Origin of the sequence: Bacteroides sp. An19 (assembly GCF_002160215.1) — a bacterium.
GTDB lineage: Bacteria > Bacteroidota > Bacteroidia > Bacteroidales > Bacteroidaceae > Phocaeicola > Phocaeicola intestinalis.
In genome coordinates, this window is record NZ_NFKD01000004.1 from 128,508 (window position 1) to 143,609 (window position 15,102).

The window sequence follows — 15,102 nt, forward strand, 5'->3', positions numbered from 1 at the left end:
TCAAAATCACTTTATCAGCTGACGACGGCTATATTCGATACGTGCCAATGCTGTAATATTGGCAAAAACTGCAATAAATGCCATCGGTATAATCAGAATCAGCATGGCATCAAACGAAAGCCCGCGGGCACAAGTCGCCGTGATACCACATACCAGCAAAGCTACACTGGTCAGCACGACACGTTCGGGACGTTGCATAAACCCGATTTTACATTCCAGCCCCAATCCTTCGGCACGGGCACGCACGTAACTTACCATCAGCGAACCGATTAAAGCGGCAAAAGTTATAACGGCACCTGCCAGATAGCCATGCCCGATAAGACAAAAACAAATACCTCCCAATGTCACCAGTTCACTATACCGGTCAAGTACCGAATCGTACATGGCTCCGAAAGTAGATGCCATCTTCCCGATGCGTGCCACCTGCCCGTCCATCATGTCAAACAAAGAAGATACCAATATCACTCCACCTGCCCAGGCAATAAGCCGATAGGGCGTTTCGTCCGGATGAGCCCCTGCATAAATCAAAATACAGGCTCCTGCAAGGTTTCCCAGGAAACCGATAGTTGTCACCATATTAGGCGTAATACCTATCTTTATCATTCCATGAACCAGCGGGTCTATCACTTTATAAATAAACTGCTGTAATGCGTCCCGCATCTTTTTAGCTTGTTTTTTTATTTCCATGTCGGTGTTTGATTTGTTTTATTCTGTTTTTCAATCGATTATTTATTTGAGCATCTTTAAATACGAACATACGGTGCAGATTGTAATTCCAACACACAGCTACCGTTACCGAAGTAATAACCTTCGAAAGAATAAAAGCGGTAGAGTCTGTCAGATGCAGACGACTTTGTTGCATCGTCAGAAATTCGGTCAGCAGGTATGTGCCCCACAAATTAAGCCCAATACTTCCCAACCAGACCAGAAGATATTTAAACAACACATACATCGGACCGCAATCTTCAGTATGGAAAGTCCATTTATAATTAATGGCGCAATTCACCAATCCTCCGCTGACCGAGCCTGTCAAGGTAGCATAAACATAATAGATGCCGAATCCCTGATTCAGTACAATACTGACCAGAAAATCGACAACAGTCGCTACCTGTGCCGAAAGCTGGGCACGGATAAACATAAACAAACCTTTCCCCTGAGTGAAACCTATAAGCCAGTCCTTCACGTCACAATCCATCTATAAAAATAAATAACTATCAGCCCATAAATGCCCGACAATATATCATCTGCCATAATACCATATCCTCCCCGGAAACGCTCCATCTTCCGGATGCCTAACGGCTTGAGGATATCAAAAAAGCGGAATAACAGAAACGCCGCAACCATGTATCCCCAATGCCCATGAGCAGGCACAGCCAAGAGAGCGATCCAGGTTCCCACCATCTCATCAATGACTACCCGTGACGGGTCGGCTCCCCAATATTTCTCGGATACGCCAGCCGACCATACACCTAATACAGTAAAGACAACGACCAACGATGCTGTTATAACCTGTATAAATACATAATCGAGCAAAGACGCATATCCCCACCATACCAACATTGCCAAAAGGGCACCTGCCGTACCTGGAGCCACCGGACTGTATCCGCTACCGAATCCACTTGCTATCAACTGATGAAAAAAAGGTATCTTCTGCATACTCTTGTTTATTAACCGACAAGCTGTCACCTTGAAGTCTCTTCTGTAAGAGCCTACAAAAGTACGGTTTTTCTTTGAAATGTCTTTCCTTAAAATCTAAATTAATAATGGTTAATACTACATAAAAGTCGGTTTATTTATCAGTTTTCAACGTTCTTCATTTGTCAGAAACAAGAAAGTGGTGTAATTTCGCCTTCGTTTTCAAATTTAATAAAAAGCGTAGTAAGATTATTGATATGGTGAAACGATTACTCCTTATATTTATAGGTTGGTTCTGTATGATGGAGATTGCAGCCCAGATTCATGGGGTGGTTGTCGACGCAAATACAGGCGAACCTATTCCTTATTTAAATATATATTACGACGGGAAAGGAGTGGGAACTGTAACAAATAATGATGGCGAATATTCGATTGCATACCATGCAGGATGGACTAAACTGACTTTTTCCATGGTAGGATACGAAACACAAGAAATCATCGTATCAGCAAAAACAAGCGAACTGAACGTCAGCATGAAAGAAATAGACCAGATGCTTGACGAAATCATCATACGGCCTAAAAAAGAAAAATACTCCCGCAAGAACAATCCTGCCGTAGAAATGATAAAGAAAGTCATTGCTTCGAAGCGGAGAACAGACTTGAAGCAAAAGGACTTCTACCAATATTACAAATACCAGAAAATCATGTTTGCCAAAAACAACATCACGGCAGACACTTTACGCGAATCCTGGCTATTCAAGCAATATCCTTTCTTCCGCGACCAGGTAGAGGTATGCGACGTAACAGGCAAGAACATCCTTCCCCTTTCGGTCGACGAAACCGTCTATGAAAACGTATACCGTAAAGAACCGCATTCGGAAAAGACCTATGTACGTGGCATCAACTCTACGGGGGTGAACGAGCTGTTCAGTACCGGCGAAATGCTTACAACTGTCCTGAAAGACGTCTTTCAGGATATTGACATCTACCAAGACCGTTTCCGTTTTCTTCAATATCCGTTCGACAGCCCGATATCGGAAGCAGGTATCCGGTTTTACAAGTTCTATATCATGGATACCATTTATGTGGAGCGCGACAAGTGTTTCCGCCTCTCGTTCGTGCCCAACAACTCACAAGACTTCGGATTTACAGGAAGCCTGTATATCCTTGCCGACTCTACCTATCGTGTCAAACAATGCCAGTTGAACCTGCCAAAGAAAACCGATATCAACTTTGTCGACCACATGGTGATTGACCAGAAGTTCGGCGAACTGCCCACAGGAGAATGGACCTTGCTGGAAGATGATATGCTGTGCGAAATGTCTTACCTGAAAAAAGTACTGGGAAGCTTTCTAGTAAGACGGACCACCCGGTATTTCGACTTCAACTTTGACCCTTTACCCAACAGACTTTTCAAACAAAAAGGAAAAGAAATAAAGGATGTAAATGCCATGATGCGCGACAATGAATTCTGGAGCAAGTACAGGCAAGAAGACTTGACCCAATCGGAACAACGTATGGGCAGTTTTGTGGACGACCTGACCAAAATAAAAGGTTTCAAATACTTCATGTTTTTCTTAAAAGCACTTATCGAGAATTTTGTGGAAACCAGTACCCCCGACAGCAAGGTAGATATAGGTCCTATCAATACCATGATTACCTCTAACTACATTGACGGGTTACGCCTGCGTGCATCGGCACAAACTACAGCCAACTTGAATCCACACCTTTTCCTGAAAGGATATTATGCTTACGGATTCAAAGACAAGCGGTCGAAGTATATGGGTGAAGTGGAATATTCGTTCGACAAGAAAGAATACCTTCCGCGCGAATTTCCGAAACATTCGATGACGTTCACCTACCAGTATGACAACATGCTGCCTTCCGACAAATTTATCCATACCGACAAAGACAACGTGTTTACATCACTGAAAGTATGTACGGTAGACCAATACAATTACGAACGGAAAGCCACCATTAAATACGAACGCGAACGCGAATTCGGCTTCAAGACTACCGCCTTTGTACGCTATGCCAATTATGAGCCATGCGGAAAATTGTTCTACCGCACCATGGCTGGCGAATCGCAACTGCAATCTGCCATTGCAAACGGCAGGCTATCGGGTACGGAATGGGTACATTCACCATTCAACACACACGATATTACCGTTGCCGAAGCTTCGATAGCTTTCCGCTATGCACCGGGAGAAACATTTGTCAATACCAAACAACGCCGCCTGCCGGTAAATCTGGATGCACCGGTATTCTCCATTCAGCATACCCTTTCCGTGAAAGGTATACTGGGAAGTGACTATACATACAATATGACCGATTTCAGTGCCTACAAACGCTTTTGGCTCAACTCTTGGGGAAATATTGATGTATACCTGAAAGGCGGCATCCAGTGGAACAAGGTACCTTTCCCCCTCTTGATTATGCCGGCAGCCAACTTGTCGTACATCATTCAAGAAGAAACATTCAATCTTATCAATAACATGGAGTTTCTGAACGACCGCTATGCCTCGCTTGATGTATCGTGGAACATGCAAGGCAAGCTGTTCAACCGCATTCCTCTGCTCAAAAAGCTGAAATGGCGTGAATTTATCGGCGTGAAATGCCTTTGGGGAAAACTGACCGACAAAAACAATCCATTCCTGGAACAAAACCGCAACGATAACGTCTTAATGATGTTTCCAGGACATTACAATGCCGCCGGAGGATACGATTACTCCAGTTATGTGATGGATCCACATAAGCCGTATGTAGAAATCACAGCAGGTATACACAATATCTTCAAGTTACTGCATATAGAATATGTACGCCGGCTGAATTATAATAACCTGCCTACCGCCAATAAATGGGGCATCCGTTTCATGATTCGTACCGTATTCTAAAAAGGTGACCAGGCTCTTAACACCAAATAAAAAGCTGCCAAAATTGCTGGATATAACAAGATTTTTGTAATTTTGTCATATAAAGAAGTCACCCATATGAATAAGACAGAAATCCAAAGCGTAAAACTCAGGTTCGGCATCATCGGAAATACCGAGGGGCTGAACCGTGCCATTGATATAGCTATACAAGTAGCTCCTACCGACCTGTCGGTATTAGTAACCGGTGAAAGCGGTGTAGGTAAGGAAAGTTTTCCTCAAATCATCCATCAGTTCAGCCGCCGTAAACACGGCCCTTACATAGCCGTCAATTGTGGCGCCATCCCCGAAGGAACAATCGATTCCGAATTGTTCGGACACGAAAAAGGAGCCTTTACAGGTGCTATCAGCGACCGTAACGGATACTTTGCCGAAGCAAACGGAGGAACAATTTTTCTTGATGAAGTAGGCGAACTCCCCTTATCGACACAGGCACGCCTTCTCCGGGTACTCGAATCAGGCGAGTACATCAAGGTAGGTTCATCAAAAGTACAAAAAACAGATGTACGCATTGTAGCAGCGACCAATGTCAATTTCACCGATGCCATTGCCGAAGGAAGATTCCGTGAAGACCTTTACTATCGCCTGAACACAGTGCCTATCAAAGTCCCGCCTTTGCGGGAACGTACAGAAGATATTGTCTTGTTGTTCCGGAAATTTTCCTCAGACTTTGGCGAAAAATACCATATGCCCGCCATCCAACTTACGGAAGAAGCCAAGCAGCTTTTGGTTCACTATCCGTGGCCAGGCAATATCCGCCAGCTGAAGAACATCACCGAACAGATATCCATCCTGGAAACCAATCGGGATATCACTCCCGCCATATTGCAGAGCTACCTGCCTCCACAGCCAGAGTCACGCCTGCCTGTCTTATTAGGCATCCATGCATCTGAGAAAAAAGGATTCGAAAGCGAACGCGAAATCCTGTATCAGGTCTTGTTTGACATGCGCCGGGATGTAACCGAACTGAAAAAACTAGTTCATGACATTATGGCCGAACACCCCAGCTCTACCGTGTCACACCCCACTGAGGTGCCGGTACACTATCTGCAAAATACAGTAAATGTCATACCCGAATCGCCTGTGGTAGTCAAACCTGTATCTGCAACAGAGCACCCTATCAACGTCACCCCCGTAGAGCCTTCAGAGGTACAAGATGCCGAAGAATATGTAAAAGAAAACCTGGCATTGGAAGACGTGGAAAAAGAAATGATCCGCAAAGCTTTGGAGCGACATCATGGCAGACGCAAAAACGCTGCTGCCGACTTGAAAATATCAGAACGTACACTTTACCGAAAAATCAAAGAATATGGACTTGAATAAAAAACGCAGTAAACTTATAGGCATGTGTGCAGTCTTTGCCTGCATACTGACAGCTTGCTCCATCTCGTATAAGTTTAATGGAGCATCTATCAACTACGACAAAGTAAAAACCATTTCATTCGAAAACTTTCCCAACCGTTCGGCAGCCTTTGTCTGGGGTCCGATGGAATCGATGTTCAACACGGCTTTGCAAGACATCTATATGCGGCAAACCCGTTTAAAACAGGCACGTCAGGGAGGCGACCTGGAACTTTCGGGCGAAATAACCAATTACGACGCATATAATAAAGGTGTAGGTTCTGACGGTTATTCTACAATGGCAGAATTGCGCATGACCGTCAATGTGCGTTTTGTCAACAATACCAATCATGCCGAAGACTTTGAACAACAGTTCTCGGCAAGCCGTGAATACGATGCCAGCCAGCAGCTTTCTTCTGTGCAAGAAGGACTGGTGAGTGAAATGATTGATGAGATTGTAGACCAAATATTTAATGCTACTGTGGCTAACTGGTAAAAATGATACAAGAAAACCTACAACAGTGGATTTTACATCCCGAATCGTTATCGGAAGAAAGTCTGGAGCAACTACGCGAACTTTTGTCGCGCTATCCTTACTTTCAGACGGCACGTTTACTTTACCTCAAGAACCTGTATCTGCTACAAAGCCCCGACTTTAAAGCCGAGTTACAGAAAAGCGCACTCTACATTGCCGACCTGAGTGTACTTTTCTACTTCATCGAAGGTGAACGTCTTTCCATCAAACAGCATACGAACGACAAGAAAACACCAGCAAATGCTTCTGATACAGACCGCACCCTCGACCTCATCGACCGTTTCTTATCTGGCACACCCGAATCCTTGGGAAATGACCTGCCCCTTCCTGCAGAAGCCAACATGGACTATGCAACCATACTGCTGAAGGAAGGAACAAAGCCTGAAAAAGCCACTCCAATGAAGGGCCAGGAACTGATAGACCGTTTTATCGAAAATACACAGTCGCACGAAACGCCCGCCGCTCCATCCCTACAGGAAGAAAACGAACCGGATGATGAAGAAGCACAGACAGAAACCGAAAACGATGAAAACTATTTTACCGAAACTTTGGCTAAAATATACGTCAAACAGCACCGTTATGAGAAAGCTCTTGAAATTATCAAGAAATTAAATTTGAAATATCCAAAAAAAAATGCTTACTTTGCAGACCAAATGAGATTTTTGGAAAAATTGATTATTAACGCTAAATCAAAATAAAAGAAAATGTACTTATTATTAGTTGGATTAATCGTACTGGCATCTGTATTAATGTGCTTTGTGGTATTGATACAGAATTCAAAAGGAGGAGGATTGGCTTCCAGCTTTGCTTCTTCCAATCAGATTATGGGTGTAAGAAAAACAACAGATTTCATTGAAAAACTGACATGGGGACTGGCTGTTTTCATGGTAGTTTTAAGTGTTGCAGCTGCTTATGTATTGCCAAGTGCCACTCAAGGTTCGTCTGTAATCATGGATCAGGCTGTTCAGGAACAGAAAACAAATCCGTTAAATGCCCCCGAAGGCTTTGCTGCACCCCAGACCGAACAGGCTACCACACCGGCAGCAACAGACTCAACAGCCCAATAACCTACCCCTCATATTCTTAAAAAACGAGACGCAGATATACATACACAGCAAGGTTTGTCGAGAATTTCCCAAACCGCTGTCCCAATGTATATCTGCATCTTTTTTATTCCCCCGATATTTCCTTAATTTATGCTAAATGCATGCAGTATTCAAACTCTTTCCGTCTTTACTTATTGAATAGTAAAACCACACAAATATGAAAAGATTATTGAAATACGCAATGGGTCTCTGTGCACTGACAACAGGCATGCTTCAAACCTCATGCGATGACGGAGACGGATATTCTATCGGTGATATTGCCTACGACTGGGTGACCATACATGTAGAGAGTGATGGAATCTATACTTTTACAGGCGACACATGGGGAACCATGTATCCCGCTGCTTCGGGAATATGGGGGTATCAGATAACAGAAGGTACACGCGGACTGTTGGTCTTCAACCCGTTATATGACAATTATTACGGATACGATGTGGGAATCAAGCCAGAACAGCTACGCACTTTCCTGACCAAAACGGTAGAAGACCTGACTAATGAAAACGAGAACGAATATGCCAACGACCCAGCCTATGTACGTGAAGCATGGATAGCAGGAGGATACATGAACATGCTGTTCGATATGAAAATGCCACTGGAGAAAAAGCACCGGGTCAGCCTGATAAGACATGCAGATGAACAAGAGATAGGAGAAGACGGATATATCCATCTGGAATACCGCTACAACACATATGGAGACACGACAGACGTGTTCAATCCCGGAACGGAAGTGGTATGCTATAATCTCAACACACTCCCGATTGACCGTGCCAAAGGCATCAAGATGGAGGTCAACCATGCCGTTTACGGAAAACAAACACTCGTATTCGAAAACATGAATGAACCGACACCCGAACAGGCAAAATCCGTCCAGACACCTTCATCAGAACAAGATATTTACTAAGAAGCTGTTTTGAATTTCTCCAAAAAGTTTTTCTTGGCTTGATGTATCCGTTTTCGTGCGTGCTTTGGGCGATTTTTTGGTCCTTTTCGCTCCTGTTCTTCGTCAGATAGCCCGCTATCTTCCTCATCACAGAAGCGGAAATGCCTCAAAAACTCATCCCAAATCATCGCACGATAAATTCAAAACAGCTTCTAATATGATTATCCGCATTTTGCCCAATTTGATAAATGTCCGCAACTTGCTCTGGATGCAAATAACGCAGTAGTACTACCTTTGCCAATGCAGTATATATTCATCAGCAGATGCAGTATATATTCATCAGCAGTTGCAGTATATATTCATCAGCGGTTGCAGTATATATTCGTTTTCATAAGATACGTCCGACTCACTTATGTTCATCCAAAAGCATGCTTGGCGTGTTCTACAACTTCATCACCTCCTGCTCAAAATCTTCTTTATTTACTTTCACCTTATTGCGGATACGGCTGCGGTAATTATATACCGTAGCAAGCGAATAGCCTAAGAAATGAGCTATACGGGCTGTATCAGTTACCCCCAAGCGGATCAGGGCAAAAATACGCAACTCCGTACTCAAAAGCTCTCCTTTTTTGGGGTATATTTTCCCGTCGTCCGTTAGCAATGCATTGAAATCATCAATAAAATTAGGAAAGAGTTCAAGGAAAGACTTGTCGAATTCCATATAAAAATTCTTTCGTTCATCGCGCAAAAACTGGTCGGAACGGATAGTCTTGAACAAATCATCGATGCGTGAAGCCATTGCCAGTTTTTCCAACAAACGCCGGTATTGCTCCAGTTTGTCGAGATAACTTACGCATTTATCCAAATATCTGGCAATATACACTTCCTTTATTTTACCAGTTTGCGCCAACTTTTCGTTCACCGTCTTCAGTTCTTCGTTAGCCGCCGAAAGATTCACCCGCATGAGCGATAATTTCTTGTTCCATGAATACAGGCGTAACGCTACGATGACGAGCAGCAGCGCTATCACCGCCAACGTAAAGAAAAAGATATTCATCATACGCCGTTCGTTCGCTACACTGTCAGAGTAGCCATCGTTGACGATGGGAAACACTTCAGTCACTTCTAAAAAACGCAAACGGGCGTTGCATGCAACAGCATCTTCCATTGAACAACGAAGGTAGCGGTAAGCCCGTTCGATATCTCCCTGCCGGTAAAGAACCCATGCCAGCCGCTGGAGGGAAGCGTATTCACGCACTGCCATGGTGAGGTCGATAATGGCGGTCTGGGCCAAATAATAAATCTGCATTTCGACATCGCCTTTCGCTTCATAGACTGATGCCAGTGTATAGTTGACGTATGCCTTTTCTTGCATGCTCATCGGAGCGGACAAGGTTTTGTTCAGTACTGGAATGGCGGCATCGAATTGCGATTCGAGCAACATCTTTTCAGCCAGCGAAATGCTCCGTCCGGGACCTTCGGGCACCAGCATCAGCACCGAATCACGGTAGCAGGCGGTCTTGCGGATGTATTTTTCCTTTTCCGAAAGGATAATGGTGTAATCCGCCATCCAGCCGTAATAGGTACGCATGGCGTAGTAATACTTCAACCGCACGTCCGGAGTCACCAGGTTGCGGTCTATCTGCTCTAAAGTCTGTAAGGCTTCGTTATATGCTCCCATAACACCCATCGCATCGGCACGGTTGATAATCACGTCGGCTTCCGCTCTCTGTGGCTTTGCCGAACCGACATACCGTTCCATCTCATCGACATAATGCAAGGCGGAATCCGCCTGATAATGCAAGTATTGAGTGAACAGTTCACTACAGATTGTGTATCTTTGTGCATTATCGTATTCGTTGGCAAGGCGTTGCTTCAGTTGGGCTATCGTTCTTTCCCGTTCTTCGCAGTGCTCTTTTTTCTTCCCGATTACTTCGTCCAATTCTTTCAGAATCCGTTCGTTTGAAGACTGCCCCATGCAAGCAAATGCAAGAACATGCGACAATACAATTAATATAATAGTTTTTTTCATACAATCTGATTTATATTTTTCACCTTTAAATTTAAGATAACTATCTTATTCTCATTGATTTTATAACATACCACACTTATATTCCGCTTCCAAATGTACGAAATATTCCTCTATTTTCCTATTTTTGTTTAAAAGAAAAGTAAATAGTTCCAACGGGCTATGCACACACTTGCATCAGCCTACGCATATACTTGCATTGGCTTACGCCGATATATGCATCAAGGCATGATGGCATTAACATTAATTCATACTATCATAAAACAATTATTATCATGAAAAAACTATGGCTTACCCTGCTTGCCGCTTTTGCTTTCTTGGGATTCAGCAAAGCGGCTCCGGTAATGGAAATCGACCGGATAGCCCCTAACTTCTGGTGGTCAGGAATGAAAAATCCCGAGCTTCAAATCATGCTTTATGGCAAGAACATCGCTACATCTGCGGTTTCGGTTACAGGCAAGAACATCGTCTTGAAAGAAACCGTAAGGCAAGACAGCCCGAATTATCTTTTTCTTTATCTTGACCTGACGGATGCTCCCGCACAGACATTCAATATCGTCCTGACTCAAGGGAAAAAGAAAACGGCTGTCCCTTACGAATTGAAGCAACGTGTGCGCAAGGGGAGCGACATACAAGGATTCACTTCCGAAGACGTGCTTTACCTGATTATGCCCGACCGCTTTGCCAACGGCAATCCGGAAAACGACATTGTAGAAGGCATGAAAGAGAACAAGGTAGACCGCAATGACCCGTTCGCGCGTCATGGAGGTGACTTGGCAGGTATTGCCAACCATTTAGACTACATTGCCGACCTGGGCGTAACGGCCATCTGGCTCAACCCCACACAAGAGAACGATATGCCCAGCGGCTCATACCACGGTTATGCCATCACGGATTATTATCAGATAGACCGCCGTTTCGGAACAAACGAAGAGTTCAAGACTTTGGTTGACCAGGCACACAGCAAAGGACTGAAAGTCGTTATGGACATGATATTCAACCATTGCGGAAGCGAAAACTACCTGTTCCGCGACAAGCCATCGAAAGAATGGTTCAACTTCCATTCCGAATACGTACAAACCTCATTCAAGACGGCAAGTGTAATGGACGTACATGCCAGCCAGTATGAGAAGAAAATCGCCACCGACGGATGGTTCACCCAAGTGATGCCCGACCTGAACCAGCGCAACCGCCACGTGGCACGCTATCTTATCCAAAGCAGCATCTGGTGGATAGAATATGCAGGCATCAACGGTATCCGTCAGGACACTCATCCGTATGCCGATTACGATTTCATGAGTCAATGGTGTAAGGAAGTATTGGACGAGTATCCTTATTTTAATATAGTAGGCGAGACCTGGTTGAACAGCAACGTGTTGGTATCCTATTGGCAAAAAGACAGCAAACTGGCTGCTCCGAAGAATTCTAATCTGCCTACCGTAATGGACTTCCCCTTGCAGGGGCTGATGAACCAGGCTTTCGATGAAGAAACGACCGAATGGGCAGGAGGATTATACAAGCTGTATGATTATCAGACACAAGACTTGGTATATGCCAATCCGATGAGCCTGCTGACATTCTTCGATAATCACGATACCGCCCGCTTTACTACCGATGACGAAAAAGCGCAAAACATCAACCGCTATAAGCAGGCTCTGGCCTTTCTACTTACCACACGAGGCATTCCGCAAATCTATTACGGAACTGAAATCTTGATGACGGGTGACAAGGCGAAAGGAGACGGTGACTTGCGCAAAGACTTCCCCGGAGGCTGGACAGGGGACGCTACGGACAGCTTTACTCCCGAAGGACGCAAAGGCTTGCAAAAAGAAGCCTTCGACTTTACCCGTAAGCTTTTGAACTGGCGCAAGGGAAATGACGTATTGGGAAAAGGTTCGTTGAAGCATTATTCCATTCAAAGCGGAACGTATGTGTACGAACGCAAGTACGACGGACGTTCGGTGGTGGTAATGATGAACGGAACCGGTCAGGCTCAGACGCTCAATCTCACTCCGTACCGTGAAATCCTGCCTCAAGCGGAAGCCAAAGATTTTCTAAGCGGACGTACCGTAACATTGGGCGAGACATTGGAATTGCAACCGAGGGAAATCCTCTTGCTGGAGTTCAATTAAATGAAGAATGAAGAATTAAGAATGAAGAATACCTTTATGTCTTATTCTTCATTCTTAATTCTTCATTCTTCATTTAAATCCCGTTTCTATTTTATCACTTATAAATAACGCTTAGCGTACTAATTACCAATAAATTACACTTTATACATCTTTATATTTTCCGTCATACGGGAAGAAATCGTTTGAAAGACACATAATTTTGCTTTCAGAAAATTGTAACGCAAATTTCATTAACTTTTAATACCTGATAACGTATGAACATCAAGAAAAGTTTTGCCCTCATGGCAATGTGTGGCTTCGCCTTTTGTGCAAGCGCGCAAAAGTTGACTTCGCCGGACGGAAATCTGGTGATGAACTTCAGCCTCAATGAGCAAGGCGCACCTGTGTACGACCTTACCTTTAAAGAAAAAACAGTCATTAAGCCCAGTACATTGGGATTGGAACTGAAACGGGAAGACCCCGAAAAGAAAACCGACTTCGAATGGACCGAAATGAAAGACAAAGCCGGAGTAGACAAACGGGCTAATCTGATGACCGGATTTAAAATCAAAGACACACGCACCTCTACATTCGATGAAACGTGGCGTCCGGTATGGGGCGAAGAAAGCGAAATACGCAACCACTACAATGAGCTGGAAGTTACCCTCGACCAGCCTATGAACAACCGTTACATCGTTATCCGCTTCCGCCTCTTTAATGACGGACTGGGATTCCGTTATGAATTTCCACAACAACAAAACCTAAACTATTTCGTTATAAAGGAAGAGCATTCGCAATTCGCTATGAGTGGCGACCACACTGCTTTCTGGATTCCGGGCGATTATGACACGCAGGAATATGACTACACGACTTCGCGCCTGTCAGAAATCCGTAGCAAGATGAAAGAAGCAGTTACCCCCAACTCATCGCAATATGTATTCTCTCCTACCGGCGTACAGACTGCACTGATGATGAAGACCGATGACGGACTTTACATCAACCTGCACGAAGCGGCATTGGTAGATTATTCGTGCATGAGCCTGAACCTGGATGACAAGAATATGGTATTTGAATCCTGGTTGACTCCTGATGCCAAAGGGGATAAGGGCTACATGCAGACTCCATGCAATTCGCCTTGGCGTACCGTTATCGTAAGTGATGATGCACGCGACATTCTTGCTTCACGCATCACCTTAAACTTAAACGAACCCTGCAAGATAGCCGACACGTCATGGATTCACCCCGTAAAATACGTAGGCGTATGGTGGGATATGATTACCGGACGCGGCACATGGGCTTATACCGATGATGTATACAGTGTGAAATTGGGCGAAACCGATTATTTGCAGACCAAACCGAACGGCAAGCACTCTGCCAACACCGAAAACGTAAAACGCTACATCGACTTTGCAGCCAAGCATGGATTCGATGCCGTATTGGTGGAAGGTTGGAACCAAGGCTGGGAAGACTGGTTCGGAAAGAGCAAGGATTATGTATTCGACTTTGTAACCCCTTATCCCGACTTCGATGTACAGGAAATCCACCGTTATGCAGCTGGTAAAGGCATCGAGATGATGATGCACCACGAAACTTCCTCATCGGTACGCAACTATGAACGCCACATGGACAAGGCATACCAGTTTATGGTAGACAATGGCTACAGTTCGGTAAAGAGCGGTTATGTAGGCGACATCATTCCGCGGGGCGAGCATCACTACGGACAATGGATGGTAAACCATTATCTCTACGCCGTGACCAAAGCGGCAGACTATAAGATTATGGTCAATGCCCACGAGGCAGTGCGTCCTACCGGCTTGTGCCGTACGTATCCGAATCTTATTGGTAACGAATCAGCCCGCGGAACGGAATACGAATCTTTCGGCGGAAGCAATGTGAACCATACGACTATCCTTCCGTTTACCCGTCTGGTAGGGGGACCGATGGATTACACACCGGGCATTTTCGAAACAGATTGCAGCAAAATGAATCCGACCAATACGTCGCGTGTACGTTCTACCCTTGTGCGCCAGCTTGCTTTGTATGTCACGATGTACAGTCCGCTCCAAATGGCTGCCGATGTGCCGGAAAACTACGAGCGTTTCATGGATGCTTTCCAGTTCATCAAAGACGTGCCTGTAGATTGGCAAAGGACTGAATACCTGGAAGCTGAACCGGGAGAGTATGTCACCATAGCCCGTAAAGACAAGCATTCGAACGACTGGTATGTAGGATGTTCGGCAGGATATAACGGACACGAGTCGAAGCTTACGCTCGACTTCCTCGATCCGGACAAAAAATATGAGGCAACTATCTATGCCGATGCAAAAGGCACCGCATGGGACAATAACCCGCAGGCATATACCATTACCAAAAAGAAAGTGACCGCCAAGACCAAGCTGAATTTGAAAGCCGGCATCGGCGGAGGATACGCGATATCGATAAAGGAAATAAAAGATTGATTTTTTCAGGATTAGTTGGATGATTTTTTGAACACAGAGACACCGGGACACAGAGTCTTTTTATAGTTAAACTAAA

At 44.6% G+C, this 15,102-nt stretch carries 13 protein-coding genes; 8 read left to right on the forward strand and 5 right to left on the reverse strand.

All coding sequences use genetic code 11. From position 1 onward, the window contains the following. Positions 1-6 precede the first annotated feature (6 nt). The 3 genes from B5F25_RS02925 to B5F25_RS02935 are packed head-to-tail and all read right to left on the reverse strand — an operon-like array spanning position 7 to position 1,656. On the reverse strand, positions 7-687 hold the full coding sequence (locus B5F25_RS02925; protein ID WP_087208616.1) for a CDP-alcohol phosphatidyltransferase family protein: 681 nt from the start codon (positions 685-687) through the stop codon (positions 7-9). Continuing rightward, positions 665-1,138, reverse strand: coding sequence for a GtrA family protein (locus B5F25_RS02930; protein WP_225226186.1), 474 nt, complete (start codon positions 1,136-1,138; stop codon positions 665-667). The genes B5F25_RS02925 and B5F25_RS02930 overlap by 23 nt, the downstream gene beginning before the upstream one ends. 41 nt (positions 1,139-1,179) lie before the next feature. Further along, positions 1,180-1,656 carry a phosphatidylglycerophosphatase A gene (locus B5F25_RS02935; protein WP_022039256.1) on the reverse strand — a complete coding sequence of 159 codons (477 nt, stop codon included), beginning with the start codon at positions 1,654-1,656 and terminating at the stop codon, positions 1,180-1,182. 236 nt (positions 1,657-1,892) lie between these two features. On the opposite strand from B5F25_RS02935, the gene B5F25_RS02940 reads away from it, so the two are divergent. From B5F25_RS02940 to B5F25_RS02965, 6 genes are all read left to right on the forward strand, one after another. Next, positions 1,893-4,529 carry a DUF5686 and carboxypeptidase-like regulatory domain-containing protein gene (locus tag B5F25_RS02940; RefSeq protein ID WP_022039257.1) on the forward strand — a complete coding sequence of 879 codons (2,637 nt, stop codon included), beginning with the start codon at positions 1,893-1,895 and terminating at the stop codon, positions 4,527-4,529. 96 nt (positions 4,530-4,625) lie between these two features. Next, positions 4,626-5,888 carry a sigma-54 dependent transcriptional regulator gene (locus tag B5F25_RS02945; protein WP_087247457.1) on the forward strand — a complete coding sequence of 421 codons (1,263 nt, stop codon included), beginning with the start codon at positions 4,626-4,628 and terminating at the stop codon, positions 5,886-5,888. Further along, positions 5,875-6,402: an LptE family protein gene (locus B5F25_RS02950; protein ID WP_022039259.1), complete on the forward strand. Its 528-nt coding sequence runs from the start codon at positions 5,875-5,877 to the stop codon at positions 6,400-6,402. Before B5F25_RS02945 ends, B5F25_RS02950 begins: the two co-directional genes overlap by 14 nt. Before the next feature lie 2 nt (positions 6,403-6,404). Beyond that, complete coding sequence (locus tag B5F25_RS02955; protein ID WP_087247459.1) at positions 6,405-7,139, forward strand: hypothetical protein; 735 nt, start codon at positions 6,405-6,407, stop codon at positions 7,137-7,139. 6 nt (positions 7,140-7,145) lie between these two features. Continuing rightward, entirely contained in the window at positions 7,146-7,508 is a 363-nt protein-coding gene (gene secG / locus B5F25_RS02960) for a preprotein translocase subunit SecG (RefSeq protein ID WP_087208620.1), read from the forward strand. A 196-nt stretch (positions 7,509-7,704) separates the two neighbouring features. Further along, positions 7,705-8,448 (forward strand): NigD-like protein, encoded by a 744-nt coding sequence (locus B5F25_RS02965; protein ID WP_087247461.1) that lies wholly within the window; start codon positions 7,705-7,707, stop codon positions 8,446-8,448. Here B5F25_RS02965 and B5F25_RS21515 read toward each other — a convergent pair. After that, positions 8,445-8,615 carry a hypothetical protein gene (locus tag B5F25_RS21515; RefSeq protein WP_158098050.1) on the reverse strand — a complete coding sequence of 57 codons (171 nt, stop codon included), beginning with the start codon at positions 8,613-8,615 and terminating at the stop codon, positions 8,445-8,447. The genes B5F25_RS02965 and B5F25_RS21515 overlap by 4 nt on opposite strands. 254 nt (positions 8,616-8,869) lie before the next feature. Beyond that, positions 8,870-10,459 carry a DUF6377 domain-containing protein gene (locus B5F25_RS02975; protein ID WP_087247464.1) on the reverse strand — a complete coding sequence of 530 codons (1,590 nt, stop codon included), beginning with the start codon at positions 10,457-10,459 and terminating at the stop codon, positions 8,870-8,872. Positions 10,460-10,800: 341 nt separating this feature from the next. Between B5F25_RS02975 and B5F25_RS02980 the strand changes: the two genes are divergently transcribed. Further along, a complete protein-coding gene (locus B5F25_RS02980; protein WP_241148342.1) occupies positions 10,801-12,588 on the forward strand; it encodes a glycoside hydrolase family 13 protein in 1,788 nt (595 codons plus the stop codon). 254 nt (positions 12,589-12,842) lie between these two features. Continuing rightward, complete coding sequence (locus B5F25_RS02985) at positions 12,843-15,026, forward strand: glycoside hydrolase family 97 protein (protein WP_087247468.1); 2,184 nt, start codon at positions 12,843-12,845, stop codon at positions 15,024-15,026. Positions 15,027-15,102 lie beyond the last annotated feature (76 nt).

What these genes read in the sequence shown, in the direction of transcription:
- B5F25_RS02940 (WP_022039257.1), top strand. Translation starts at nt 1,893, where the DNA reads ATGGTGAAACGATTACTCCTTATATTTATAGGTTGGTTCTGTATGATG.
- B5F25_RS02950 (WP_022039259.1), top strand. Translation starts at nt 5,875, where the DNA reads ATGGACTTGAATAAAAAACGCAGTAAACTTATAGGCATGTGTGCAGTC.
- B5F25_RS02980 (WP_241148342.1), top strand. Translation starts at nt 10,801, where the DNA reads ATGGAAATCGACCGGATAGCCCCTAACTTCTGGTGGTCAGGAATGAAA.
- B5F25_RS21515 (WP_158098050.1), bottom strand. Translation starts at nt 8,615, where the DNA reads ATGATTTGGGATGAGTTTTTGAGGCATTTCCGCTTCTGTGATGAGGAA.
- B5F25_RS02935 (WP_022039256.1), bottom strand. Translation starts at nt 1,656, where the DNA reads ATGCAGAAGATACCTTTTTTTCATCAGTTGATAGCAAGTGGATTCGGT.
- B5F25_RS02965 (WP_087247461.1), top strand. Translation starts at nt 7,705, where the DNA reads ATGAAAAGATTATTGAAATACGCAATGGGTCTCTGTGCACTGACAACA.
- B5F25_RS02975 (WP_087247464.1), bottom strand. Translation starts at nt 10,459, where the DNA reads ATGAAAAAAACTATTATATTAATTGTATTGTCGCATGTTCTTGCATTT.
- B5F25_RS02925 (WP_087208616.1), bottom strand. Translation starts at nt 687, where the DNA reads ATGGAAATAAAAAAACAAGCTAAAAAGATGCGGGACGCATTACAGCAG.
- B5F25_RS02955 (WP_087247459.1), top strand. Translation starts at nt 6,405, where the DNA reads ATGATACAAGAAAACCTACAACAGTGGATTTTACATCCCGAATCGTTA.
- B5F25_RS02930 (WP_225226186.1), bottom strand. Translation starts at nt 1,138, where the DNA reads ATGTTTATCCGTGCCCAGCTTTCGGCACAGGTAGCGACTGTTGTCGAT.
- B5F25_RS02945 (WP_087247457.1), top strand. Translation starts at nt 4,626, where the DNA reads ATGAATAAGACAGAAATCCAAAGCGTAAAACTCAGGTTCGGCATCATC.
- secG (WP_087208620.1), top strand. Translation starts at nt 7,146, where the DNA reads ATGTACTTATTATTAGTTGGATTAATCGTACTGGCATCTGTATTAATG.
- B5F25_RS02985 (WP_087247468.1), top strand. Translation starts at nt 12,843, where the DNA reads ATGAACATCAAGAAAAGTTTTGCCCTCATGGCAATGTGTGGCTTCGCC.